Genomic DNA, 22,370 nt, shown 5'->3' on the forward strand with positions numbered 1-22,370 from the left:
TGACAGGAGTTTTCTATGCAATCGGTAATTCCAGGCGCTGCTGCGCCGATCGTCCGGGTTAAACCCAAACTCAGTGCTGATGACTGGACCATGCGGGTTCTGATCGTAATCGCCGTGCTTGGCCTGACCGTGGCCATTGTGCTGCCACTCTACAGCATGCTGATCAAGAGTGTTCAGAGTGCCTTAGGTGAGTTTGTCGGTTTTGCTAACTTTGTCGCTTACTTTGAGAGCCCGACCCTGTTCAGGTCGATCTGGCACTCGCTGTTTGTCGCCGCAACCGCGACCCTGATCGCACTGACGCTGGCGTTTCTCTATGCTTATGGCCTGACGCGAACCTGCATGCCGCTGAAGGGCGTGTTCAAAATCGTTGCGCTGATTCCGCTGCTGGCACCTTCACTGCTGCCGGCAATCAGCCTGGTATATATCTTCGGCAGTCAGGGCGTCGCCAAAGAGCTGCTGATGGGGCACAGTATCTACGGCCCGATCGGGATCATTATGGGGCTGGTGATCTGGGTATTTCCTCCCTCGTTGATGATTCTGCGCACCTCCCTGCAGATGACCGATGCCCGGTTGTATGAGGCGGCGGATGTACTTCGCTCTAACCCGCTGCGTACCTTCTTTGTGGTGACCCTGCCGGGGATTAAGTACGGCCTGATCAGCGCCTTCTTTGTGGTCTTTACCCTGACGGTAACGGATTTCGGTGTAGCCAAGGTAATTGGCGGACAGTACAGCGTACTGGCAACCGACCTGTTCAAGCAGGTGATTGGCCAGCAGAACTTCCAGATGGGCGCGGTGGTTGGTCTGGTGCTGCTGATTCCGGCGGTGGTGGCGTTTGCCGTGGATCGTATCGTACAGCGTAAACAGGTCTCAATGCTGAATGCACGCTCAGTGCCATATACCCCGAAGCCCAATCCGCTGAAGGACAGTCTGTTCTTTATCTACTGCTGTCTGGTCGCGGCGGTGCTGATCGGTATGCTGGGGATGGCGGCCTATGCATCCTTTGTAACATTCTGGCCTTATGATCAGACGTTGTCGTTGAACAACTATCAGTTTGACCAGATGGATGGCGGTGGCTGGGAGGCGTTTTTCAACTCCCTGCGTATGGCGCTGTATACCGCACTGTTCGGCACGATCTTTATCTTTATCACCGCATATGTGAATGAAAAGTGTCGTGGTTTCGAACGGGTGCGCAGCCTGATTCAGATGCTGACCCTGCTGCCGATGGCGGTGCCGGGTATGGTGCTGGGCCTTTCCTACATCTTCTTCTTTAACGATCCGGGTAATCCGCTCAACGCCCTCTACGGCGGGATGGCGATTATGGTGGTTTGTACCGTGGTGCACTTTTACACCGTGAGTCATATCACGGCGGTGACCGCGCTGAAGCAGATGGATCCTGAGTATGAATCGGTGGGCGCATCCCTTAAGGTGCCTGTGTATAAAACCTTCTTCCGGGTGACTCTGCCGGTGTGTCTGCCAGCGGTACTGGATATCTCGACCTACCTGTTTACCACCGCAATGACCACGGTATCGGCCGTAATATTCCTCTACTCCACCGATACCAAGCTGGCTGCGGTGGCGGTGCTGAACATGGAAGGGGCCGGCGATATTGCTCCGGCAGCGGCGATGGCGATGGTGATTGTGGCAACCTCCACAACGGTGCGTCTGTTGCACTGGTTCCTGACCCGCAGGCTCAGGGCGCGGGTGTTGAGCTGGCGCCGGGGAGCAGCGTCGTGATCTGAAAGCACGGCACCAGACAACCTGTAACACAGCCCTCAGTTTACTGAGGGCTTTTCTGTTGACGGAATTGATGAGCACAACATGAAACATAAGCAACTCAAGGCGTTTGATGCCGTGGCCCGTGAGGGGAGCTTCTCCCGTGCGGCGCAGCGTCTTTGCGTAACCCAGCCCGCGCTGACGGTACAGGTAAAAAGTCTGGAGAAAGATTACGGGGTACAAATGTTTATCCGCTCGGCCCAGGGGGTGCGACTGACCCGTGAGGGAGAGCGTTTGTTCCGGCTGACCCGGCAGCTTTTCTCGGTGGAGGAGGAGATCAGGGATGTACTGGACAGCAACTACCAGCAACTCACCGGTGATCTGAAACTGGGTGTGGATAACCCGCTGGTGGCGATGCCGCTGGTAAAAGCCTACCGCGAGCGGTACCCCGGTGTGCGCCTTGATCTGGTGGCGGGTAACAGTCAGGGGGTCTGGCTGGATCTGATCGAACAGCGGGTGGATATGGCGATGGTTACCAATCCGGATGATGATCCCCGGCTGAAGTTTGTGCCACTGTACGAAACCCGCCTGCTGATTGCCGTGTCCCGGAATCACCTCTGGGCCGGGCGGCAGAGTCTGGGATTGGCTGAGTTGCAGGATCAACCGCTGATCAGCCGCGAAGACGGGTCTAACACCCAGCGTTTTATTGAGGAGGTGCTGGCAGAGCAGGGCGGATGCTTTGATCGCAGTCTGAGAGTGGGCAGCCGCGAGATGATGAAAGAAGCGGTAGCGGCGGGCCTCGGTGTTGGTTTTGTGATGTCCGGCGAGTGCGGTGATGATCCAAGGCTGCATCTGCTTGAGGTGGAGGGGGTCAGCCGCCGCAGTATCGACACCCTGATCTATCAGCACAGTCAGGTGCAGCGCCGGGTGGTGAGTGGCTTTCTTGAACTGGTTAAGGAAACGCTTCATCTGGTATAAGGCTGACACGGCGGGCCATAACGACCCGCATCGGCAGGAGTCAGATCAGGCCCAGTTCCTGTTCCACTTCGGTGAGCGATTCATCGATGATCGCCAGGGCGCGATCCATCTCTTCACGTCCGGCGATCAGCGGTGGTGTAAAGGTCAGGACATTGCCCATAGTGGTTTTAAAACTCAGCCCCCGGCTGAGGGCTTTATACAGCACCCGGTCGGCCGCTTCAGTGGCGGGTTCGCGGCTCTCCCGATCCATCACCAGCTCGGCCCCGAACAACATGCCCCGGCCGCGGACATCGCCGATCAGAGGGTGATGTCTCTGTAATGCCTCCAGCCCGGTCAGCGCCTGCTGGCCGACTCTGGCGGCATTCTCGACCAGCCCTTCCTCTTCAATAATCTGAATCGTGGTCAGGGCGGCGCGGCTGGTTACCGGGTTTTTCTCATGGGTGTAGTGCCCGATGGCGAAATGCCCGGCTACATTCAGCTCCGGCTGACAGACCACCGCCGAGATCGGCAGCATGCCACCCCCAAGGGCTTTGCCCAGCACCAGAATATCCGGCACCACTTCATCATGGTTGCAGGAGAACATCTGCCCGGTTTTACCCAGCCCGGTGGGGATCTCATCAAAAATCAGCAGCGCGCCGTGCTGATTACAGAGTTCGCGAACCCGCTTCCAGAACCCCGGAGCGGCAATGTAAGGCACGGCACGGCTGGGCTCGGCGATTACCGCACCGATATCACCCTCTTTTTCCAGCAGGTAACGGATCTGGTTCAGGCACAGCTCGTCACTGCCTTCCGTCACACCCCAGGCGTTACGGTAGTCACCAAAGGGCGGCACGTGCAGCGCACCGGCCAGCGGGGCATGGCGCTCGTTTTGTGACGTGCGCTGTTACTTGTTCCCCCGTGGCCGCTCGGTGCCGCGGGCAACGGCGCCGAGCCCGGGACATGAAGCCGGGAAGGAGAGGGTTTTAAAGCGACCGGTCGCGATACGGGCGATCTTCATGGCGATCTCCACCGCATCGGAGCCGCCGGTGGCGAACAGTACCCGGCTCAGGTTGCCGGGAGTGATATCGGCCAGCTTTTCTGCCAGTTCTACGGCGACATCACAGGCATAACGGCGCGGGGCAAACGGCAGGTCATGCATCTGCCGGGTGACCGCTTCGATCAGGCGCGGGTGGCCATGGCCGATGTGGTGGACGTTATTACCGTGGAAATCCATATAGCGTTTGCCGGCGGTATCTTCAATCCACAAGCCTTCCACTTTGCGCACGCCCATCAGACAGGGGGTGGATACGGACTGATGCAGAAAACTGTCGGCATCGCGTTGCAGCAACTGCCGAGAAGCCGGGTCCAGATGTTGCTGCTGCCAGTGCTGACGGTTGCTGGAGTGGTTAACATCCCCTTCGGCTCCGGAAGGGACTGTGTTGTAGGCACTTTTAAGCATGGTTATTTCTCAATCCAGTGGGTTTTTCGGCATCTTAGGTGGTGTTGGTTACCTCCGGCCAATCACTTAAATTATTTTTTTTCAGGCAAAAATTTATAGCCCTGCGAGGGCCTGTAAATAAAGGCCTGAAACACTTTATTCAGGACTTTATCCGGGCGTGGGTTATCCAGTAAGATGCTATATATAAAACCAATAAAATAGGTTTAATCTATGAATCATGCGCAGATCCGGGCCTTTCATGCGGTGGCCAGCCAGGGTAGTTACACCAAGGCTGCACAGACCCTGCATGTCAGCCAGCCTACCCTTTCCGACCATGTAAAAGCACTCGAAGAACGTTACGGGGTGAAGCTGTTCAAGCGTCAGGGCAGGGGTGTGGCACTGACCAGTCTGGGGCATGCGTTGCTGGAGATCACCCGGCGTAAGTTCAGTCTCGAAGCCGAAGCGGAGCAGTTGCTCTCCATGGCTAAGGGGATGATGAGCGGTAAACTGCGGGTGGCTGCGGATGGCCCCTATCTGGTGGTACCGCTACTGGGCGCATTCTGCCGCCGCTATCCGGGGATTAATATCTCGATGAACTTCGGTAACACCGAACGGGTGTTGCAGGACCTGCTGGAGATGCGTGCAGATATCGCGGTGCTGCCTGACTTTAATAACGATGAGCGGATGTTTGCGCTGGCTTACCGTACTACAAAGCTGGTGGTGATTGTGAACCGTGAGCATGAGTGGAGCCGGCGGCGCAGTATCAAGCTCAGCGAGCTGTCTGAGCAGAGGCTGGTCTCGCGAGAGCAGGGCTCGGTGACCCGTTCTCAGTTTGAGCAGGCATTGCGGCAGAAGCGTGTCACGCCGGCCTCAGTGCTGGAGATCGGCAGCCGTGAGGGGGTGCGTGAAGCGGTGGCCGCGGGGTTGGGGATAGGCGTTATCGCGGAATCCGAACTCGGCAACGATGATCGGCTGGTACCGCTGGACGTAAAAGATGCAGAACTGAACGTAACCGAGTATCTGACCTGTCTTAAGGAGGCTCGTCCCATCCCGGTGGTGCAGGCTTTTTTTGAGCTTTTTGGTAACCCTCAGGGGCCGATGCTGACTGAGCTTTGAGGTTGGTTTTGCGACAGGTGCAGTGTTATCCGTGATTTGTGCTTTACGCTGCGTATATGCATGCGCATAATCAGAGGTGTAGTTCAGGAGGTTATGATGGAACCTATTTTTGATGTTAATGCACCTAAAAAAGCCACAAATCTGAGTATTAACAGTGACTTGCTGATCAAGTGCCGTGCAATGAAAGTCAATCTGTCAGCGACTCTGGAGAAGGCATTGGCCGAAAAGCTGGCTCAGACGGAAGCTGAAAAATGGGCTCAAGAGAACAAACATGCGATCAAAGCTTATAACGAGTTTGTAGAAGAGCATGGTTGCTTCGGAGATGAATTCAGGGAGTTTTAATGGCTCAGTTTGATGTGTACTCAAATCCCCGCCGTACAACTCAGAAGATTTTTCCCTACCTTGTTGATATTCAGAATCCTGTTATTGAGCATCTGGCCACGCGGATTGTGATCCCCTTGGGCATGCTCGATCGATTTAAACATCAGACCCTAAAAGGCTTAGCCCCTGAAATCGATTACAAAGGCGTTAAGTATATTCTGCTGGTACCTCAGTTAGCCTCTATTCCTGCAAAGAGTTTGAAAAATCCCATAGGTTCATTGAGCCATCTGAGAGATGAAATTATTGCTTCTCTCGACTTTGCTATTACCGGTATCTGACGTGATGACTTTAGCGTAAATCCCCGGTCGGTTATCCGGACCGGGGGGGAGTTTGGCAGGCGGGTTTTATTCGTAGATCACATACTGCTTTCTTACTTTGCCGATAGATTCCCAGACACCGTCAAAACCCGGTGCGATCACAAACGCATCTCCCGCTTTGAACAGGCTGCTGTTGCCGGTATTGTCGGTCAGCCGGACCTCACCTTCCAGCAGGTGGACGAACTCCACTTTGTCCGGGCTCTGCTTTATCTTGCGGTAGGGCTCACACTCCCAGAAACCGACACTCAGCTTGCTGTCGGTACTGGTAAAGACCGGCCAGGTCGTGGTTTCCGGGTTACCTTCCAGCATCACCTCTGCGGAGGCTGCACTGCGGATACCCGTGGACAGGGGAATGCTGTCAAAGGCGACGACGTGACTTACCATGGTTTAGTTCCTTTGTTATTTCTTGAATAAGGGGAGCAGCAGGGACTAGCCTTTATCGGATTTGCCCGCCGCATTGGCAAATTTGGCCAGTTGCTTATCGATCCACCAGGGTTTATTACCCGCATCTTCAGCGTTTTCCTTACGCCGGATTGCGTTGCGCACGGTCATGGCACCGAGCCAGCGAATCGGCTCAGGCGGGAAGGTGGCCAGCGGGCCTTTGACCAGACCGCTGCGGGTCCACTCGTTATCCAGCCCCAGCACCAGCGAAGCGAGAATTTCTCCGCCCATATAGCTCTGGCAGACACCATTGCCGGAGTAGCCCAGACCGTAAAAGATATTGCTCTGGTTATTCAGCCGGCCAAAAAACGGAAAGCCGGTGGCCGAGCGGTCCGAAGGGCCGGTCCAGGTGCGCTCGATCGGAGTGTCTTTCAGGTAGGGGAAAAATTTGTTCAGTGCACCCTGAAGCTGGGTCTGATAGCGACTTGGCTGGTCAAACGCCGGATAAACCTGATTGTTAAAGGCAAACATATTGCCGCCTTTACCCAGCATCAGGCGGCCGTCCGGTGTGGTGCGGTAGTAGTGGACAAAGATACGTGAATCGACCACGGCTTTACCATCGTCCAGCCCGGCGGCGGCCAGCTTTTCTGGCACCGGTTCAGTGATCGCCATATCTGAGGAGACCAGTACCACCGTGTTGTTGAACTGGGGGTACTTCTTCGGTGTCCAGGCGTTGATGGCGAGCACCACCTGGCGTGCTTTGACCTCGCCATGCGGGGTTTTAACCCGTGCCGGATGGCCCTCTTCAATGGAATCCATCGCGGTGTTTTCGTAGATCCGCACGCCCATCGCTTCGGCAACCCGCTTCATGCCACGTACCAGCAGGCCGGGTTGCAGGCTTCCGGCCGCCGGGGAGTAGTAGCCATCAATATGCTGCTGTGACCCGGCTGCCTGCTTAACCTGCTCCGGTGACCAGTGCATCCAACTGTTGAGGCGGCGTTCAGTCAGGGCCTTGATGGTGGGTTCCATGCCGCCCAGTTGGGCTTCGTTGGTTGAGGTATAGAGTGTGCCGTCGAGCCGGACCTGAGCATCGATATTGTGTTCGCGGCAGAAGTTACGGATCTGGTAGGGCGCTTCTTCGGAGGCGCGCACCAGTCGGCAGGCTTCCTCCTCGCCAAACAGACGTCGCAGGGAGAAATACTTAGTGGACCAGGTCAGCATGCAACCGCCGTTACGGCCAGAGGCGCCACTGCCACACAACCCCTTGTCGATAATGACGATCTCCATTTCAGGTTTCTGCTGTTTTAGTTTTATGGCAGTCCATAATCCGGTGTAGCCACCACCGATAATGCAGAGGTCAGCAGAGCAATCGCCGGACAGAGGCTGCGGCGTGCTGTCCGCTTCCTGTGACAGCGCTTCGGAATACCAGAAAGGTTGGTAATAGGGTTTTGACACGTGGTTGTCTCCCTCTATGGGGTCAGCCCCACAGATCTGAATTTATAAGCGGGCAGGGCCGCCGGTTTTTCCGTTATCCAGAGGTTGTTTACTGCGCTGTAACTGCCGCAACCTCTCCATAAGCAGGTACAGTAACGGTCTGTTATTATTCGAACAAATCGATAGATTCTATTTTTTATATCGGTTTGGTCTATTTGATATGGAGGCCAGCAGAGCTCATCCGGGGTTATCCATTTAGCCAATGCCGGCGCCGAGAGGGATCTTAGAGGCTGATCATGACAATACCGGTAAAGGTGGCCGCGGTACCGATCAGTTTGAAGGGGCTTCGGTATTCGTTAAACAGGTAGATGCCCAGCAGCACCGCAATCGGGATACTCAGTTGGCGAAAGCCCACCACATAACTGACGTTGTCGACATAGGCCATGCTGATCAGTACCAGATAGTAGGTGGCGATCATCGCCAGTCCGGTAATGGTAGTAGTCCCCGGCTGAACGCTGATTACCTGACGCAGGTCGGTTTTGCCGTTCGCTTCGGTCAGAACAAACATCAGTAACCAGAGTGAGCAACTGATACTTTCCAGCAGCAGGTAGAGCAGACTGAGCTCTGCCGTGCTCAGCCCCGATTCCTGAGTATTCCGCAACAGTGCCAGTGCCCGGTCATCGGTGAGGGTGTAACCGACAGTGCCTGCTGCACTGATCAGCGCGAACAGACAGGAGCGATTTACAAAGGTCGATACCTGAATATGTCGCAACGTGGGTATCGGAATCAGAAAACAACCGCTGGCAATCAGCAGCATGCCGAAGCAGGTACTCAGGCTCAGTTCGCTGCCCTGATTCAGCATTGATGCGAAGAGGGCGACAAACAGAATGGGCAGTGAGCGCAGCAGCGGATAGGCAACAGAGATTGCGCCATGCCGGTAAGCGCCTGCCAGCCCCCACATATACACCGCCTGAAATGCCCCGGTGAGCAGAATTAACCACCAGACCTCAAACGGAAAGTCAGCAAAGCTGGGGTAATAGATCAGCAGTAGCGGACTGACGGCCAGACAGGCAGCGCTGTTCGCCAGCAGAAAGAACGCGGTAGAAGGCTGAACCTTTTTCCCCAGCAGATTCCAGCCGGCATGCAGCAATGCAGAGACGGTCAGTAACAGCGCAGCTAACAGACTCATGCGGGTTGGCCGAGGGGTTTAAGGGATAAAGTCGTGCTGAGCGGGGGCATAGTTATTCGCCGTGTACAGAAAGCTTCCGGGATATGGATTTTGGTATAGACCAGATTGCGATGCAATAACTATCTGTGGAATCTGGGGTTTAGGTTGTCTCAGTGACTGGCCTGTCACAGATAATATCCTGCTTACCTGAAGGTAATTTTAGTGGGACTTTTCGGCGATAACGCCTGTGTATAATGAGTAGTTCAATGAACTACACGGCTCCTGAAGCGGGGCAGGAAACCGGGTTGAAGGGAGGTGCCTTAATGTTTAATCCGCCGGTGGAAGAATCATGTGCGGGCCTTTCCGAATTGATCCATCACATTCGTCTGCAGAGCTTTCCCCGGGTTCTGGCTGAGTACCTGTATTCCCTTTGTCGCTATGATGATGTCACGATGCTGGCTTGTTCTGCCGGGAAAAAGCCCAATCTGGTTTACCCTCAGGGCAGCGAAAATCACTCCCCCTGCTTCAATAATTACCTTCTGGAAGAATACCTGTTAGATCTCTCGCTGCATGAAGAGGTGACTGCCGGGAAAAAGGTCTTCCGCTACTCCGAGCTGCTTAACGGCGCGATTACTGAGACCGAGTATTACCAGCGTTATTACCGATTCCTGGCGTTTGTGGATGAGGTGGTGATCCGGATTCAGGTGTCTGAGGAGATTGCTTTCTTTATCGGTCTGGGACGTCGGGAAGAGCTGGGTGAAGTCTATCGGGAGGAGATGAGCCGGCTGCAGCAGATGTTTCCGCTGATTGAAGCGTTGTGTCAGCAGTTCTGGATCAGTCAGGGTGAACATTATATCCCCACCACTGCCCGACATGGTCTGCTGGACAGCGCCATGGGCTCATTTGGTCATGGCATCCTCACCCCTCGGGAGCAGGAGATTGCGGCCATGTTGTTGCAGGGCTACAGCTCCAAAATGATCGCTCAGGAGCTGAGCATCAGTGTGGCTACCGTGAAAGTGCATCGTAAGCATATCAACGCCCGGTTAAACACCTCGACCCACTTCGGTCTGTTTAATGCGTTCCTGAACTATCTGGATGATTATCTGACCCGGGCCGCCTGAGAAGATCGCAGGTTTATACAGAGGGCGCTGATGTGTCTGGTTTGATTAGCCTCTTACCTTCGGGGTGTGTAGCATCAGGGCAGAATCAGTTGGAGAGCCTATGACAACGTATCGATACGAAGATCTACTGGCGTTTGCCACCCGTTTGCTCGAGCAGACCGGATTAAACCGGGAGCGTGCCGGAGTGCTCGCTGAAGTATTTCTGGAAGCAGACTTGCTGGGTTTCAGTACCCACGGGCTGAACCGGATAAAGAGCAATATAGACTGGTTGTTAAGTGGCGAAACCCGCTGTGACGGAGAGCCCGAGGTGCTGGTGGACCGGGGTGCGGTTATAAGCTGGGACGGGAACAATTTACCGGGGCCCTATCTGGTCAGGTCTGCACTCAGCCTCGCCTGCGAGCGTGCAAAACAGTTTGGTCAGGTGAGTATGGTGATCCGCCATGCCCAGCACATTGCCTGCCTTGCTGCCTACCTCTTGCAGGCGGTGGAGCAGGGGTTGGTGGTGCAGATGATCTGTTCTTCGCCGGGGGATCGGTGTGTCTCACCGCATGGGAGCCATGAGCCGGTGTTCTCGCCAAACCCGTTCGCCTTTGCTGCACCGACGAAGGGGCTGCCGATCCTGATCGATATGAGTCTGTCAGTGGTAGCCGAAGGCAAAGTGGCTCAGGCACAGCGTGACGGGGTGCTGCTGGATGAGGCGATTCTCAAGGATGCCGCCGGAAACCCCAGCCGTGATCCGGCGGCATACTGGTCAGACCCCAAAGGGGCGATTATGCCGCTGGGTGGTTTGGGGCATGGCTATAAGGGATATGGGTTATGCCTCTGGAGTGAGGTAATGACGATGGCTCTGGCTAATTATGGCCGGGCCGATAACCCGGATTACAGCGAAGAAAACTCGGTGTTTATTCAGGTATGGGACCCGGCGGCCTTTGGCAGCCTCGAAGGCTTTATACGTGAATCTGAAAAATTGGTATCGCTCTGTCGTCGGGCTGAGGTTGCGGAATCCGACCCGCCAGTGAGAGTACCCGGAGAGCAGGCTATGCAAAGGCGTGAGCGCCAGTTGCAGGAAGGATTAACGCTTAAGCCAGCCATTATTGAGGATTTGATCGCACTGGCGGATCAACTGAAGGTGGATCACCCCTTCAGGGCTGGCTGAAATCGGCTTTGAATTCAGAGCGTTTTAAAAGGTAGTTATCTCGATACGTTGGATACTCGGGTGGTTTAACCAGATGCGTGGACAGCGTTTTACGCCAGAACCTCAGTCCAGCAGCCCATAGCTAAAGTGCGAGATTCTACTAACTCTTTACAGCGACTTCGTAGTGTTAATGAGGTTTAAGCACTGCTTCTTCTTTATGAATCTCTTTAATCGCTTGATCGATGACCGGGAAAAGCTTTTCATATTTCTTATTAAGGTAGTGATACAGCACGCCCTCGAAAAGTACCTTGCCATTGGCATATATCCCACTTCCGGCAAAATCACGCTTCAGCAGCTCTTCAGCTATATCAGACTCTGTAATCGCGTAATCAATTCGTCCAGCTATCAATAGCTTAAACAAATGCACATTATCATGTGCGGTGATGATTGTGTTTACCCTGTTTTCCACGCCTTTTTTAGAATAAATGACCCCGCGCACAATCCCTACATGGTAGTCATGCAGATCGGCCCACTGGTTGATTTCGGGCAGTTCAGGCCGGAGAGAAAAAGCGCGCCCTCTTATGTAGAAGACGGGTGTAGGAAGCGGGACTAAATTCGGGTATTCCTTGTCAATGCCGGCGACCCGGCCCACATCGCCCGCTAAGGTTCCCCGGTTTGCTGAAGATAAAGAACGGCGTACAGGCACCTCAATGAAGGTCACAGGAATCTCCGCACGTCCATATACCCTGGTTAAGAACTTAACCATTTTTTGACTTGTTCGGTTGTCCTTTAAAAATCCAATCTCAAGAACAGGCATATCATCGCCGTGCGCATTCATCATCAGAAGCGCCAGCAAAAAAGGTATGTTCTTTATAAGTTTAAACATTGAATAGAACCCAAAGCGGCAGAGATGCTCCATGCAACTCCCAAATGTGGCTATCCATGCCTTTACAGTTTATACCGGTTCGGAGCGGGCGTGAGATTTTCCACCGCTGGAGGTGTAAAGCACGTTGATATAGCCTGTGAACAAAAAACGGGCCATCAGGCCCGTTTGTGCGTTTTGTCAGAACTTTTATTCTAAGTCGACAAGAATGCGGAATTACTCCCCGTACTCCTCAACCGGAATGCAGGAGCAGAACAGGTTGCGGTCGCCGTAGACGTTGTCGATACGGTTCACCGTTGGCCACACCTTACTTTCTTTAAGGCGGGCAACCGGGAATGCACCCTGAGCAACGCTGTATGGGCGATCCCATGCCGGGTCGATCAGGTCGGCCAGGGTGTGCGGAGCGTGTTTCAGTGGGTTGTTTTCCGGATCGATATCGCCGTCTTCAACCTGACCGATCTCTTCGCGGATCTGGGCCATCGCTTCGATAAAGCGATCCAGTTCAGCTTTGGATTCAGACTCCGTTGGTTCGATCATCAAAGTGCCGGCTACCGGGAAGGACATGGTGGGCGCATGGAAACCAAAGTCCATCAGACGCTTGGCCACATCTTCTTCGGTGATGCCGGAGGTTTCTTTCAGCGGGCGAATGTCGATGATGCACTCATGGGCAACACGGTCGTTACGGCCGGTGTAGAGCACCGGGAAGTGTTCGCCCAGTTTCTTCGCCATGTAGTTGGCATTCAGAATCGCCAGCTCAGTCGCTTTACGCAGGCCATTTCCTCCCATCAGGGCGATGTAAACCCAGGAGATTGGCAGGATAGAAGCGCTGCCCCAGGGTGCTGCAGATACCGCGCCGTTTTCCGGGTCAGGGCCTTCGATGCTCTGTACCGGGTGGTTGGCAACAAAGGGTGCCAGATGGGCTTTTATGCCGATCGGGCCCATGCCCGGGCCGCCGCCACCGTGCGGGATACAGAAGGTTTTGTGCAGGTTCATATGAGAGACGTCAGCACCAATCGCGGCAGGCTGGCTGATCGCCACCTGAGCGTTGAGGTTGGCGCCGTCCATGTATACCTGACCGCCGTTATCGTGAACGATCTGGCAGATCTCTTTAATGCTCTCTTCATACACACCGTGGGTAGACGGGTAGGTGATCATCAGGCAGGACAGCTCATCTTTGTGCTGTTCGGCTTTCTCTTTCAGATCGGCTACGTCAACGTTACCTTTGCTGTCGCAGGCAACCAGAACCACTTTCATATCCGCCAGTGCCGCAGACGCCGGGTTGGTGCCGTGGGCGGAGGTCGGGATCAGGCAGATATTACGATGTGCATCGCCACGGGACTGGTGATACTTACGGATCGCCAGCAGGCCCGCGTACTCGCCCTGTGCGCCGGAGTTTGGCTGCATGCAGACGGCGTCGAAACCGGTGATCGCTTTGAGCTGTTCTTCCAGCTCATCGATCAGTTGTTTGTAGCCCTGAGCCTGATCGATCGGCGCGAAGGGGTGTAACTGACCAAACTCAGGCCAGGTCACCGGGATCATCTCGGCGGTAGCGTTGAGCTTCATGGTGCAGGAGCCCAGCGCGATCATGCTGTGGGTCAGGGAGATATCTTTGTTTTCCAGACGCTTCAGGTAGCGCAGCATTTCGGTTTCGCTGTGGTAGCTGTTGAAAACCGGGTGCTGCAGGATCTCGCTTTCGCGGATCAAAGATGCGGGGTAGCTGGTTTCGCCGGACGCGGCGATCTCTGCATCGATCTGGTCCAGATCAAGGCCATGGCCTGCGCCCAGAATCAGATCCCAGAGCTGGTTGATGGTGTCGCGGCTGGTGCACTCGTCACAGGTCATGCCCAGTTGTTTGTCGTCGATCCGGCGCAGGTTGATGCCCGCATCCAGCGCAGCCTGATAGACCGCGTCGGCGTTATCCAGTTGGATGCTCAGGGTATCGAACCAGCTTTCATTAACCAGCTCTACGCCTTTCGCCTGCAGGCCTTTAGCCAGAATTGTGGTCAGACGGTTGATACGACCGGCGATGGTCTTCAGGCCTTGCGGCCCATGATAAACCGCGTAGAAACCGGCCATGTTCGCCAGCAGTACCTGCGCAGTACAGATGTTGGAGGTCGCTTTTTCACGGCGGATATGCTGCTCACGGGTCTGCATCGCCATACGCAGGGCTTTGTTGCCGCGGGTATCTACAGAAACACCGATGATACGACCCGGTACGGAGCGCTTATAAGCATCGCGGGTAGCAAAGAAAGCCGCGTGCGGGCCGCCGTAACCCATGGGTACACCAAAGCGTTGCGCTGAGCCGAATACGATATCGGCACCCAGCTCACCCGGTGATTTCAGTTGTACCAGACTCATAATGTCAGCGGCGGCACAGAACAGGGCTTTCTTGTCGTGTACTTTGTTGATCAGCTCGGCGTAGTCGTTTACATCGCCGTAAGTGCCCGGGTACTGAACCAGTACACCGAAGACTTCGTGCTGGTCGAGCAGCTCGGTCACATCGCCAACCACAACCTCGTAACCGAGGGGTTCCGCGCGGGTCTGGATCACGCTGATGTTCTGTGGGTGAACGTTTTTATCAACCAGGAAGGTGTTGGCTTTTTTCGCTTTAGCCATACGCTTACACAGGGTCATGGCTTCGGCTGCTGCGGTGGACTCATCCAGCAGTGAGGCGTTGGCCAGATCCAGACCGGTCAGGTCGAGGATCATGGTCTGAAAGTTCAGGATCGCTTCCAGACGTCCCTGAGAAACTTCCGGCTGGTAAGGGGTGTAAGCGGTGTACCAGCCCGGGTTTTCCAGCACATTACGCAGGATAACATTCGGCACGATGGTATCGGTGTAACCCATGCCGATCATGGAGGTGTTGATCTTGTTCTTAGCGGCAACAGCTTTAAGGTAAGCGAGCACTTCATCTTCAGAGCGGCTGTCAGCCAGATCGATCGGCTGTTTTACCTGAATCGCACCGGGTACGGTCTGTTCAATCAAAGTGTCCAGGTCAGCTACGCCGAGTTCCGCCAGCATAGCCTGTTGTTCCGATTCGGAAGGACCGATATGGCGCGCGACAAACGCATCCTTTTGCTCAAGTACAGAGAGAGGAGCCTGATTCTGTGAAGGCATCTTAGTGTTACCTGTATATTTTCAGACCGTCTTCGTGCTGCGCGACAGCATCGCTGCGGTCCTGGTTATCAATGGTGTGCTTTAGGTGTTCAAAAAAGAGCCTAATGATACCGGTTTTTTGACGTTTTTGTGATAGAAAATAGTCAAAAGTTTATTTTAGGAAACTGTTATTTCTTATCGTGCGCTTTTGTGCGTTGCCGTTTGAATGTGCCAACCGGCATGGCCTCCTTGCGACGACTTGTCGCGCGTCACTGTGTCACATCCCGTTCTGCTGGCCCGGCCATTAGAATCTGCGCCCATTCAGTTTTAGCTTATTGATGGAGGGTGTGCATGAACAGGCAGATACTTTCCCTCGCCGTGGCAGCAGTGGTTTCGGATGTTGCTCTGGCGGAGGTGGATACGGATCACTCAATGGTGATTGAGATCAACCGGGGCTTACCCTATCTGGAAACTGCAGTCCGCGAACGCACAACCGGGGTCAAGGCAGCACCGGTGGCCGATGGGGGAGAGCTGCTGCAGAGCCTGACCGGTGTTTCCGCAGTGCGTATGGGGGGGCGGGCGCTGGATCCGGTGATTCGCGGTCAGAGCCAGACCCAGTTAAACATTCTGCTGGATGGCGGCTATATCCATGGCGGATGCCCCAACCGGATGGACCCGCCGACGGCCTATACCTCAGTGGACAGTTATGACCGGGTAACCGTGATTAAAGGCAACCGCACGGTGGTTTATGGGGGCGGTGGTTCCGGCGGCACGGTGTTGTTTGAACGCGACTGGCTGATGATCGATGAAAAGGGCTACAACGCGGAACTGGCAGGCAGTTACCGCGCCAACGGCGAGCAGTGGGAGCTGGGCGCTGACCTGATGCTGGGCGGTGATCAGGGCTATCTGCGGTTTATCGCCCACGAAGGGGAATCGGAAAACTACAAAGACGGCGATGGAAATGAGGTCAACTCGAAGTATGACAGCCAGTCGAATGCGTTGTTAGCCGGTATCCGGCTGGGTGCGAACACCACCCTGCAGGCCAGTTTTGAAAAAGCCGATGAAGAGGATGTACTGTTTCCCGGTGCGGCGATGGACAGCCCTTACGCCGATGCAGAAAACACGCGAATAAAACTGGAGCATCAGTTTACCCGGAGCAGCCTGCGTCAGCTCAGAGTGGAAGCCTATCAGTCGGATGTGGTTCACCTGATGGAGAACGCGATGATGACCTCTCCGTCGAGTTCTGACACAGAAGGGATGCGGATTGTTGTGGATGCACATGCGGCCGATATCGACTGGACTTTTGGGGCCGATCTGCAGAATAACGATCGCACGGCTGTGGCTTATAGTACCTCTTCCGGGATGGCGGCATTTTCCCAGTGGCCGGGGGTTGAGATCGATCAGACCGGATTCTTTGTTGAGGGCGAGAAAGCCCTGAATCAGAACAATGTGCTCAAGGCCGGAATGCGCTACGACCGGGTTGAAGCCAGCGCTTCACGTGCCTCAGAGACCTTTGGCGGTTCGACGCCCCTGAGCCGCTACACCCACTTTTATGGCGTTACTGAAACCGCCAGTGATGAGAACAATCTGGGCGGGTTCGCTACATGGACCCACCGCCTGAATCCGCAGTACACCCTCGAGACCACATTATCCCGCAGCGTGCGGACAGCAGATGCGACCGAACGGTATATCGCCAAAGCGCCGATGATGGGGGCTAAGTGGATCGGTAATCCGCAGTTGGAGCCGGAGAAACACCATCAACTGGAACTGGTACTGGCCACTCAGCGGGAGCAACTCAACGGCTCCCTGAGCGTCTGGTATAACCGGGTGGATGACTACATTCTGCGCTACCGCTCGGCGGGCAATGACCTCTACCGTAATGTGGAGGCTACCCTTTATGGGATTGAAGCCGAAATCAGCTATCAGTTGAGCCCGGTCTGGACGCTGGGCAGTGCACTGGTGTGGATGGAGGGTGAGAACAGCGATACTGATCAGCCTCTGTCACGGATCTCGCCGCTGGAACTGACCACCTCACTGGATTATCAGCGCGCTCAATGGAAGGCCGGAGTGGAATGGAAGCTGGTCGCCGGGCAAAACTCGGTGTGTCTGAGTTCAGATCCTGAGTGCGGCGGTCAGGATGTGCGCAAAACACCGGGTTACGGTCTGGTAAATCTGCATACCGAGTATCAGGCCAGTAGTGGCCTGATCGTAGCGCTGGGCGTGGATAACCTGTTCGACCGCGCCTATAGCCTGCATGAGAGCCGTGATTACCTGCTTGATCCGGATCCGGTTCAGGTGCGTGAGCCGGGGCAGAATATCTGGCTGCGTCTCAGTGGCCGGTTCTGATGAGAACAGAAGGCGGAATAGCGGTGTGCTCCGGTAGCGCTGTGCTGTCAGTGGGCACTGGTTTCGCCGATTGGGCTGCGGAACCAGTGGATTCTGCCCGGTGAGAGCGCCGAGGAGAGGGTGAGTTTGTTCTCCTTCAGCCAGTGGACAATATCCTGACCCTGATCAGGATATTGTCCCGCGTCACAACCGGTAGTGGCTTCAAGACCGATCCAGGTGTTGCGGCCACTGTATTTGGCGGCATACAGGGCGATATCCGCCACCCTGAGCATCTTCGGCCAGTGTTGTATGCCATATGCCTTGTCGGCAACCGGCAGGCTGAAGAAACCTATTGAACAGGTCACCTGAATACTGTTGTCGGGGCCGAAACGGAAGCTTTCGACTCGCTTGAGCAGCCTTTCGGCAATGTTTTCTGCGGTTGAAAGGTTGGTGTGCTGACAGATAATAGTGAACTCTTCCCCACCGCTGCGCACCAGAATATCGGTTTCCCGGAACTCCTTGCGCAGCAGTGCAGCAAACTGCTGCAGGGTAACATCGCCCACATCGTGACCGTACTGGTCGTTGATCTGCTTGAAGAGATCCAGATCCAGCATAAAGAATGACCAGGTGGTATTGCGCTCCCATGTGCGGTCGGCGCTCATGTACTCCTCAAGGTAGCGGCGATTGTGCAGCCCGGTGAGAGGGTCGGTGTTACTCGCGACTTCCAGATCGTTACGTTCTTTCTGCAATTGATGCACATGGTGTGAAAGCTCGGTTGCCATATTTGCGAAAGAGGCTGAGAGGTCACCTAACTCATCATGCCGGCGCAGGATCTGGAAGTTCTGATGGCGGTGGTTGTGATTTCTGAACTGCTCGGCCTGTTTCTGCAGACGCTGAATCGGGTCGATCAGCAGGTGGTGCAACAGCAGGTAGGTGATAAGGCAACCCAGCAGACCGATGACGAGTACGGTCAGCATCGAATAGCGTATTGCCAGCAAAGCCTGCTGGTAGAACGGACGTTCCTGACGAATATCGATCTGCAGGGTCAGCTCATCACTGTTGGCAAAAGGCAGTATGTCCCGGGTATGAATCTGCGTCGGAGATATAAACCTGACCTGAGGTTCAGCGAGGTGTGCCTGCGAACTGCTCAGGGAGAACGGGATCTCCAGTTGTATGGCCGTTTTTTCGGTCATGGCCTGACTCAGCAGGCGGCCAAAAAAGATGGTGCCCCGACGGGGGCCCTCCGCATTGCTGGTCAGAATTGGACTGCCCGCGAGCAACAGAGGCCCCTGGCGGGTATGCACAATACCCTCAAATTTTGCTTCCGACGCGGGACGGGCCAGTATGTGGTCGGGCGGGAGTTGCAGTGAGCGGGTCAGTTCAAGCTGGTTCAGATCACCCATCTGCTCTGTGGCCATACGCCAGATAACACGGTTCTGTTGATTGACGATCAGCAGCAGGTCGGTCTGGTTAAATTCGAGCGTTGAGGGGGTAAGGTTTGAGCTTTCATACTCAGGGTAGGGGGTCTGCGCATACTGGAAGGTGTCGTCCCAGTGCCCCCAGTCCTTTGCCAGCAGGCCGAGGTTGATCAATTGATTATTCAGGCTGTTTGTGACCCTGTGAATATCCCCGATCTGGTTATCACGCTCGATTTTACGTACCTCCGGCAAACCCAGCGTGACCACGGTCGCGGCTACGCCGCCCATCAGGAGGACGATAAAGATGGCCTGAACTACCAGAAGTTTGTTTGAAAGTTTCACCTGCCCCGCCTGGCTATATACAGAGGTACGTCTTATGTTAATTAGATTCTAGCTAAGAGTAGGAGCTTTTACAGCGGAAAAGGCAAGGGTATTTCTGTTTTACTTATACCTGTTCTAAACTTTAAATAACCCTATCGGTTATAAGTGAAAAACAGTGCTACAATTCCGTGGCAGGGAGTTGTATGTACGTTGTGCGTTTATGTAGTCGGGAGCAGTCATGGCGTCAGATGAAAAGTTAATCAATTTACATCAGTCCTTGATGTCACTGATTCACAGCCATGGCTTTATTGATTATCCGCGTCGCGCCAAACTGAAACGCATTGCCCGTGCCTGTGCCCAGCAGCTAAAGATCTCCCGGGTAGGGATCTGGAAACTCGACCCGGATCATCAGCGGATTCAATGTGAGCTGCTCTACCTGCTCGATAAAGATCAGTTTCTGCGTGGCACTGAGCTCTTCCGTGAAGATTACCCCGCCTACTTTAAAGCCATTACGGAAGACCGGATCATCCGGGTGGATGATGCCCGGACTGACCCACGAACATCTGAATTTACCCCGGATTACCTGACGCCCAATAATATCTACTCCATGCTCGATGCACCGATTTTTGCAGCGGGCAAATTACAGGGGGTGATCTGTCTTGAGCAGGTGGGGGAGAAGCGCACCTGGGATATGGCGGAGATGTCTTATGTGGCATCGCTGGCGGACTGCATCTCGATGCTGAATGAGCAGGAAACCTGGCTTAAAGACCGCGAACAGTTGGAGTTTCTTGAACAATGTGACCCGCTGACCGGTCTGGAAAAACGGCCCTATTTTCAGAAACGTCTCGATTTTGATCTGCAGGACTCCCCGGATCCTGACCGGGTCAGGGCACTGATTCTGACCGGGCTCGACTTCTTTGCTTCCATCAATGATGACTACGGGCATAAGGTGGCGGATACGCTGCTCAAAGTAGTGGCCGAGGAGTTGATTAAACGAACAAATCCGAGCACCTGCCGCTTGTCCCGTCTGGGCGGGGATAATTTTGCGATCTGGTTTCCTGAGCTTGAAAGTCGCCGGCAATTAAACGATCTGCTGGAAAAACTGAAACAGATCGGGGAAAAACCTCTCAACGTTGCAGAAGGCGCCGAAATCAAGGTCAGCTTCAGTACCGGTGTGGTTGTCTATCCGATGGACTCGGTCACACTGGGTAGTCCGATGCGTTGCGCAGAACTGGCAATGTACCGGGCTAAACAGGAAGACCGGGGTGGTGTTAAATATTTCTCGGCAGAGTGGCTGGATCAGATGCAGATACGCCGCTCACTGGAAAGTGAGCTGATTGCCGCGCTCGATAGCGATCAGTTAGTGGCGCACTACCAGCCCATTTATGCTTCTGAATCTCTGCAGGTGATAGGTCTGGAAGCGCTGGTACGCTGGGCGCATCCGGAGAAAGGTTGTATCCCGCCTGCCCATTTTTTGCCGCTGGCGAAGAAACTCGGGCTGATGGGACGGCTTGGCCATTACATGCTGCATCAGGCCTGCCGGGATATAAAAAGTATCCGAGAGACCCACCCCGGTGTTAAATGGGTTTCGGTGAATATCTCCTCCGAACAGTTGTACGATCCGGCTCTGAGCGAAGAGATCCAGTGCATTTTGCAGGAGTATCAGTTACCCGCAGAGTCTCTGGAGCTGGAGATTGTCGAAGAGCTGATCAGTCAGGATTCGGCGCTGGTGCGTTCGCAACTGGAATCCCTGTCTGATCTGGGTATCCGGCTGGCGATTGATGACTTTGGTACCGGCTATTCCTCGCTCTCACGCCTCAAACATATGCCGGTGACCAAGCTGAAAATCGATAAATCTTTTGTCGATGGCCTGCCGGATTCCGAGGATGACCGCTGCATTACCCAGTCGATTATGGGTCTGGCAAAAGGTTTGCAGTTGGAGCTGGTGGCGGAAGGCGTTGAGACGGAGCGTCAGGCGGAATATCTGCGACAGGCCGGTTGTGAATATATGCAGGGCTTCCTCTTCGCCCGGCCGATGCCGCTCAGTAAACTGTTAAAACAGCTTGGAACCTGATTAATAAGAATAACTCAGGCTGAGTGAGCCAAAGGTGTGACCTTCCTCCTGCCCGGCATACTCGCGGCTGCGGTGGACCCGTGCGAATGAGATCTTCCAGCCGTGGTAAAGGGCAGCGATGCCAATCGCGGTTTCGCCAACCAGCGACTCTTTGTCGATGGAATGGCTGTCACGAAAAGTATTTCCATCCAGAAAAATGTCCCGCAGCACCCAGCGGCCGTCGGCAGAGATAAATCCGTGCAGACCCAGATTACTGTTACGGCTGCCTCGCTGATAGCGACCATCACCGATCCCCGGTGCACTGTTATCACCACCGCTGCGCAGTGCTGAGGTACCAAAATCCTGCGGCAGGTTCCAGCCAAGCCGCAGCTCCGCACCCGCATTGAGGTAAGTGGCCACATTACCCAGACTGCCACCGCCGTGGAGTATCAGGTCATAGGCCAGCAACGGCGTGAGTCGGCCTTTATTGATCCGGTTTTTGTGTTCATACAGCAGTTGGATGCCGGGTTCGTTCTTCAACTGGTTATCCCAGCCGTTAAATTTCTTAAAGCCACGAATATCGTGGATAAGATCCTGCGCTTCTTCACCCAGTGCCCAGGGGCCGACAATGCCCAGATTAAGCACCGCACTGTTCATCTGATTGCGGGTACGGCTGTGGTAGGCGACGCCGCCATAGAGCCAGCCTGCGTAAGGGCGGTCGTCGGGATCGACCGTGGCCCGGTCGATATCCTGCGGGGTATAAATCTGTTGCCCCAATGTGACAACGACATTTCTCAGGACCGGATCGTCACTGCTTGAGGGCGGGTCAAACAGTGGCAGGGAATCAGAGAGTTCGCCAACCCAGGAGGGCAGGCGTTCATCCTCAAGGTAGCTTTCCACATTGGGCGAGACCCAGGAAACCCGGACGCCGTTGGTATAATTCTGGTCGGTTTCGGCAAACAGGTCGTTTTCAAAGTAGAGATTGAAGGTCCAGGGCGCGTCATCCTGAGTGGCTGCCTGGCTGTGACTGCTGATGAGTATACCGGCTATCAGTGGCAGGGTTCGGAACACAGTATCATCCTTTATAAAGTGACGGCAGCCTCAGCCGGCTGC

At 54.8% G+C, this 22,370-nt stretch carries 18 protein-coding genes; 9 read left to right on the plus strand and 9 right to left on the minus strand.

The window, feature by feature from the left end; all coding sequences use genetic code 11:
• Positions 1–15: 15 nt before the first annotated feature.
• Both QUD59_RS13225 and QUD59_RS13230 read left to right on the plus strand, forming a co-directional pair.
• The gene (locus tag QUD59_RS13225; protein ID WP_286237555.1) at positions 16–1,734 is read left to right on the plus strand and encodes a putative 2-aminoethylphosphonate ABC transporter permease subunit; all 1,719 of its coding nucleotides are present in this window, start codon (positions 16–18) and stop codon (positions 1,732–1,734) included.
• 84 nt (positions 1,735–1,818) lie between these two features.
• Positions 1,819–2,691: a LysR substrate-binding domain-containing protein gene (locus QUD59_RS13230; RefSeq protein WP_286237556.1), complete on the plus strand. Its 873-nt coding sequence runs from the start codon at positions 1,819–1,821 to the stop codon at positions 2,689–2,691.
• Between the two features lie 40 nt (positions 2,692–2,731).
• On the opposite strand, the gene QUD59_RS13235 is transcribed toward QUD59_RS13230, so the two are convergent.
• Both QUD59_RS13235 and QUD59_RS13240 read right to left on the minus strand, forming a co-directional pair.
• Positions 2,732–3,523, minus strand: coding sequence for an aminotransferase class III-fold pyridoxal phosphate-dependent enzyme (locus QUD59_RS13235; protein ID WP_286237557.1), 792 nt, complete (start codon positions 3,521–3,523; stop codon positions 2,732–2,734).
• Positions 3,524–3,574: 51 nt separating this feature from the next.
• Positions 3,575–4,129, minus strand: coding sequence for an aminotransferase class III-fold pyridoxal phosphate-dependent enzyme (locus QUD59_RS13240; protein WP_286237558.1), 555 nt, complete (start codon positions 4,127–4,129; stop codon positions 3,575–3,577).
• 210 nt (positions 4,130–4,339) lie between these two features.
• Here QUD59_RS13240 and QUD59_RS13245 point away from each other — a divergent pair, with 210 nt between their 5' ends.
• The 3 genes from QUD59_RS13245 (at position 4,340) to QUD59_RS13255 (ending at position 5,883) form a co-directional block, all read left to right on the plus strand.
• A complete protein-coding gene (locus QUD59_RS13245) occupies positions 4,340–5,224 on the plus strand; it encodes a LysR substrate-binding domain-containing protein (RefSeq protein WP_286237559.1) in 885 nt (294 codons plus the stop codon).
• A 96-nt stretch (positions 5,225–5,320) separates the two neighbouring features.
• Positions 5,321–5,566 carry a type II toxin-antitoxin system CcdA family antitoxin gene (locus tag QUD59_RS13250; RefSeq protein ID WP_286237560.1) on the plus strand — a complete coding sequence of 82 codons (246 nt, stop codon included), beginning with the start codon at positions 5,321–5,323 and terminating at the stop codon, positions 5,564–5,566.
• Positions 5,566–5,883: a CcdB family protein gene (locus QUD59_RS13255; protein WP_286237562.1), complete on the plus strand. Its 318-nt coding sequence runs from the start codon at positions 5,566–5,568 to the stop codon at positions 5,881–5,883. Before QUD59_RS13250 ends, QUD59_RS13255 begins: the two co-directional genes overlap by 1 nt.
• A 66-nt stretch (positions 5,884–5,949) precedes the next feature.
• Here the strand turns inward: QUD59_RS13255 and QUD59_RS13260 are convergent, their stop codons facing one another.
• The 3 genes from QUD59_RS13260 to QUD59_RS13270 form a co-directional block, all read right to left on the minus strand.
• On the minus strand, positions 5,950–6,306 hold the full coding sequence (locus tag QUD59_RS13260; RefSeq protein WP_286237563.1) for a cupin domain-containing protein: 357 nt from the start codon (positions 6,304–6,306) through the stop codon (positions 5,950–5,952).
• 45 nt (positions 6,307–6,351) lie between these two features.
• On the minus strand, positions 6,352–7,758 hold the full coding sequence (locus QUD59_RS13265) for an FAD-dependent oxidoreductase (protein ID WP_286237564.1): 1,407 nt from the start codon (positions 7,756–7,758) through the stop codon (positions 6,352–6,354).
• Between the two features lie 262 nt (positions 7,759–8,020).
• Positions 8,021–8,926 carry an EamA family transporter gene (locus tag QUD59_RS13270; RefSeq protein WP_286237565.1) on the minus strand — a complete coding sequence of 302 codons (906 nt, stop codon included), beginning with the start codon at positions 8,924–8,926 and terminating at the stop codon, positions 8,021–8,023.
• A 245-nt stretch (positions 8,927–9,171) separates the two neighbouring features.
• Here QUD59_RS13270 and QUD59_RS13275 point away from each other — a divergent pair, with 245 nt between their 5' ends.
• Both QUD59_RS13275 and QUD59_RS13280 read left to right on the plus strand, forming a co-directional pair.
• Positions 9,172–10,026: a LuxR C-terminal-related transcriptional regulator gene (locus tag QUD59_RS13275; protein ID WP_286237567.1), complete on the plus strand. Its 855-nt coding sequence runs from the start codon at positions 9,172–9,174 to the stop codon at positions 10,024–10,026.
• A gap of 100 nt (positions 10,027–10,126) precedes the next feature.
• Positions 10,127–11,182, plus strand: coding sequence for an Ldh family oxidoreductase (locus QUD59_RS13280; RefSeq protein ID WP_286237568.1), 1,056 nt, complete (start codon positions 10,127–10,129; stop codon positions 11,180–11,182).
• Positions 11,183–11,348: 166 nt separating this feature from the next.
• On the opposite strand, the gene QUD59_RS13285 is transcribed toward QUD59_RS13280, so the two are convergent.
• Both QUD59_RS13285 and gcvP read right to left on the minus strand, forming a co-directional pair.
• Entirely contained in the window at positions 11,349–12,047 is a 699-nt protein-coding gene (locus tag QUD59_RS13285; protein ID WP_286237569.1) for a substrate-binding periplasmic protein, read from the minus strand.
• A 213-nt stretch (positions 12,048–12,260) separates the two neighbouring features.
• Entirely contained in the window at positions 12,261–15,161 is a 2,901-nt protein-coding gene (gene gcvP / locus QUD59_RS13290; protein WP_286237570.1) for an aminomethyl-transferring glycine dehydrogenase, read from the minus strand.
• A gap of 330 nt (positions 15,162–15,491) precedes the next feature.
• Here gcvP and QUD59_RS13295 point away from each other — a divergent pair, with 330 nt between their 5' ends.
• Positions 15,492–17,486 carry a TonB-dependent copper receptor gene (locus QUD59_RS13295; RefSeq protein WP_286237572.1) on the plus strand — a complete coding sequence of 665 codons (1,995 nt, stop codon included), beginning with the start codon at positions 15,492–15,494 and terminating at the stop codon, positions 17,484–17,486.
• A gap of 47 nt (positions 17,487–17,533) precedes the next feature.
• On the opposite strand, the gene QUD59_RS13300 is transcribed toward QUD59_RS13295, so the two are convergent.
• On the minus strand, positions 17,534–19,225 hold the full coding sequence (locus tag QUD59_RS13300) for a diguanylate cyclase (RefSeq protein ID WP_286237573.1): 1,692 nt from the start codon (positions 19,223–19,225) through the stop codon (positions 17,534–17,536).
• Between the two features lie 259 nt (positions 19,226–19,484).
• On the opposite strand from QUD59_RS13300, the gene QUD59_RS13305 reads away from it, so the two are divergent.
• Positions 19,485–21,278: a sensor domain-containing phosphodiesterase gene (locus tag QUD59_RS13305; protein WP_286237574.1), complete on the plus strand. Its 1,794-nt coding sequence runs from the start codon at positions 19,485–19,487 to the stop codon at positions 21,276–21,278.
• Here QUD59_RS13305 and QUD59_RS13310 read toward each other — a convergent pair whose 3' ends face one another.
• Positions 21,279–22,328 (minus strand): lipid A deacylase LpxR family protein, encoded by a 1,050-nt coding sequence (locus QUD59_RS13310; protein ID WP_286237575.1) that lies wholly within the window; start codon positions 22,326–22,328, stop codon positions 21,279–21,281.
• Positions 22,329–22,370 lie beyond the last annotated feature (42 nt).

Origin of the sequence: Neptuniibacter halophilus (assembly GCF_030295765.1) — a bacterium.
Taxonomy (GTDB): domain Bacteria; phylum Pseudomonadota; class Gammaproteobacteria; order Pseudomonadales; family Balneatricaceae; genus Neptuniibacter; species Neptuniibacter halophilus.

What these genes read in the sequence shown, in the direction of transcription:
- QUD59_RS13225 (WP_286237555.1), top strand. Translation starts at nt 16, where the DNA reads ATGCAATCGGTAATTCCAGGCGCTGCTGCGCCGATCGTCCGGGTTAAA.
- QUD59_RS13230 (WP_286237556.1), top strand. Translation starts at nt 1,819, where the DNA reads ATGAAACATAAGCAACTCAAGGCGTTTGATGCCGTGGCCCGTGAGGGG.
- QUD59_RS13240 (WP_286237558.1), bottom strand. Translation starts at nt 4,129, where the DNA reads ATGCTTAAAAGTGCCTACAACACAGTCCCTTCCGGAGCCGAAGGGGAT.
- QUD59_RS13245 (WP_286237559.1), top strand. Translation starts at nt 4,340, where the DNA reads ATGAATCATGCGCAGATCCGGGCCTTTCATGCGGTGGCCAGCCAGGGT.
- QUD59_RS13250 (WP_286237560.1), top strand. Translation starts at nt 5,321, where the DNA reads ATGGAACCTATTTTTGATGTTAATGCACCTAAAAAAGCCACAAATCTG.
- QUD59_RS13255 (WP_286237562.1), top strand. Translation starts at nt 5,566, where the DNA reads ATGGCTCAGTTTGATGTGTACTCAAATCCCCGCCGTACAACTCAGAAG.
- QUD59_RS13260 (WP_286237563.1), bottom strand. Translation starts at nt 6,306, where the DNA reads ATGGTAAGTCACGTCGTCGCCTTTGACAGCATTCCCCTGTCCACGGGT.
- QUD59_RS13270 (WP_286237565.1), bottom strand. Translation starts at nt 8,926, where the DNA reads ATGAGTCTGTTAGCTGCGCTGTTACTGACCGTCTCTGCATTGCTGCAT.
- QUD59_RS13275 (WP_286237567.1), top strand. Translation starts at nt 9,172, where the DNA reads ATGAACTACACGGCTCCTGAAGCGGGGCAGGAAACCGGGTTGAAGGGA.
- QUD59_RS13280 (WP_286237568.1), top strand. Translation starts at nt 10,127, where the DNA reads ATGACAACGTATCGATACGAAGATCTACTGGCGTTTGCCACCCGTTTG.
- QUD59_RS13285 (WP_286237569.1), bottom strand. Translation starts at nt 12,047, where the DNA reads ATGTTTAAACTTATAAAGAACATACCTTTTTTGCTGGCGCTTCTGATG.
- gcvP (WP_286237570.1), bottom strand. Translation starts at nt 15,161, where the DNA reads ATGCCTTCACAGAATCAGGCTCCTCTCTCTGTACTTGAGCAAAAGGAT.
- QUD59_RS13295 (WP_286237572.1), top strand. Translation starts at nt 15,492, where the DNA reads ATGAACAGGCAGATACTTTCCCTCGCCGTGGCAGCAGTGGTTTCGGAT.
- QUD59_RS13305 (WP_286237574.1), top strand. Translation starts at nt 19,485, where the DNA reads ATGTCACTGATTCACAGCCATGGCTTTATTGATTATCCGCGTCGCGCC.